This is a genomic window from Streptomyces niveiscabiei (assembly GCF_001419795.1).
Classification (GTDB): Bacteria; Actinomycetota; Actinomycetes; order Streptomycetales; family Streptomycetaceae; genus Streptomyces; species Streptomyces niveiscabiei.
This window is the reverse complement of the sequence record NZ_LIRL01001434.1, coordinates 1-1,562: the sequence shown is the minus strand read 5'-3', so window position 1 is coordinate 1,562 and position 1,562 is coordinate 1. Positions and strand designations below refer to the sequence as shown.

The following is a 1,562-nucleotide window of genomic DNA, read 5'->3' as shown; positions in this document are numbered from 1 at the left end:
CCCCACGGCCGCCCCCTGGGACCCCGGCCTGGCCCCGGCCCTCACCGAACTCGGCCTGCGCATCGAGGAGGAGACCGTCCTGGACGTCCTGCTGGCCGACCTCGCGCCCTGACACCGCGGCGGCTACGAGGTGGAGCGCGCCCCCAGCACCGAGGAGGCACCTCGCCTCGCTCGGTCAACGCCGGGCCGGGGGCGCTCAAAGCATCCGCGACCGGCCGAGTCGTCCGGCTCAGGCGCTGGTGCGGTCGGCGCGCTCCAGGCGTGGCTGCGCCGGAGCCCCCGCCGGCAGACTCGCGTCAGCAGATCCGCGGGAGTTGCTCTCCGAGCGGCATCTCGACGATGCGGCGGGCGCCGACCAGGGTCCGCAGGGTGACCCGGCCTGCGGGGCCGGCCGGCAGGACCTCGCCGATGCGGGTGGCGCCCGCGCCCTCCGGCAGGGAGCGCAGGGCGGTCAGCGCCGGCTCGGCCGCGTCGGGGGCGACGAAGGCGACCAGGCAGCCCTCGTTGGCGACGACGAGGGGGTCGAGGCCGAGGAGGTCGCAGGCGGAGGCGACCGGCTCGGGGACGGGGACGGCGTGTTCGTCGATCTCGACGGCGATCGAGGAGTCGCGGGCGATCTCGTTGAGGGCGGCGGCGAGCCCGCCCCGGGTGGGGTCGCGCAGGGTGTGGACCGCGGGGCCCAGCGGGGCCAGGGCGGCGACCAGCCGGTGCAGGGGCCGGGTGTCGGAGGCGATGTCGCTCTCGAAGCCGAGCCCTTCGCGGGTGCTGAGGACGGTCGTGCCGTGCAGCCCGATCGGCCCGGAGAGCAGGACCGCGTCACCGGGGCGGGCCAGAGCGGCGGAGGGGTCCAGTGCGCGGATGCGCTGTCCGACGCCGGTGGTGGTGACGAACAGCTTGTCGGCGGCGCCCCGGCCGACGACCTTGGTGTCCCCGGTGACGACGGGGACACCGGCCTCGCGGGCCGCCTTGCCTAGTGACCGCATGACGGCCCGCAGGTCGGCCAGCGGCAGCCCTTCCTCGACGATGAGGGAGACCGCCAGCGCGAGGGGCCGCGCGCCGCGCATGGCGAGGTCGTTGACGGTGCCGTGGACGGCGAGGGAGCCGATGTCCCCGCCGGGGAAGAACAGCGGGCTGACGACGAAGCCGTCCGTGCTGATCACCAGGTCGCGGTGGCCGGGCAGCAGGGCGGCGTCCTCCAGGGGGCCGATCCCGCCGCCGGTCGCGGGCAGGATCACCTCGTCGAGGAGTTCGGCGGTGAGGCGTCCCCCGGCGCCGTGGCCGAGGAGCACGACCTCGTCCTCGCGCAGGGGTGCCGGGCACTCGATGGTCATGGGGCGCTCCTTGCGCGTCCGGCCGCGTGGTAGGCGGCGCAGGTGCCCTCGGACGACACCATGGGGGCGCCGAGGGGGTGGCGGGGCGTGCAGCGGGTGCCGTAGGCGGGGCAGTCCGTGGGGACGCGGGCGCCGGTGAGGATGGCGCCCGCGATGCAGGCCGGGTCCTCGACGGGGTGCAGGTCGCCCACGTCGAAGCGGGTCACCGCGCCGAACCGGGCGTACGGGGCG

2 protein-coding genes and 1 pseudogene are annotated in these 1,562 nt (G+C 76.6%); 1 reads left to right on the top strand and 2 read right to left on the bottom strand.

Annotation, left to right across the window (positions count from 1 at the left end):
* Window positions 1–112 (top strand): DUF2399 domain-containing protein (locus AOK24_RS47165; protein ID WP_159052255.1); only part of this gene is annotated, 112 nt, incomplete at its 5' end.
* 184 nt (window positions 113–296) lie between these two features.
* On the opposite strand, the gene hypE is transcribed toward AOK24_RS47165, so the two are convergent.
* Both hypE and AOK24_RS44750 read right to left on the bottom strand, forming a co-directional pair.
* Window positions 297–1,331 carry a hydrogenase expression/formation protein HypE gene (gene hypE / locus AOK24_RS44755; RefSeq protein ID WP_055725515.1) on the bottom strand — a complete coding sequence of 345 codons (1,035 nt, stop codon included), beginning with the start codon at window positions 1,329–1,331 and terminating at the stop codon, window positions 297–299.
* A pseudogene (locus AOK24_RS44750) lies at window positions 1,328–1,562 on the bottom strand (hydrogenase formation protein HypD); the annotation flags it as partial. The pseudogene AOK24_RS44750 and the gene hypE, both read right to left, overlap by 4 nt.

Bases quoted from the DNA above. Each gene is read 5' to 3' on its own strand.
- hypE (WP_055725515.1), bottom strand. From the start codon at position 1,331: ATGACCATCGAGTGCCCGGCACCCCTGCGCGAGGACGAGGTCGTGCTC.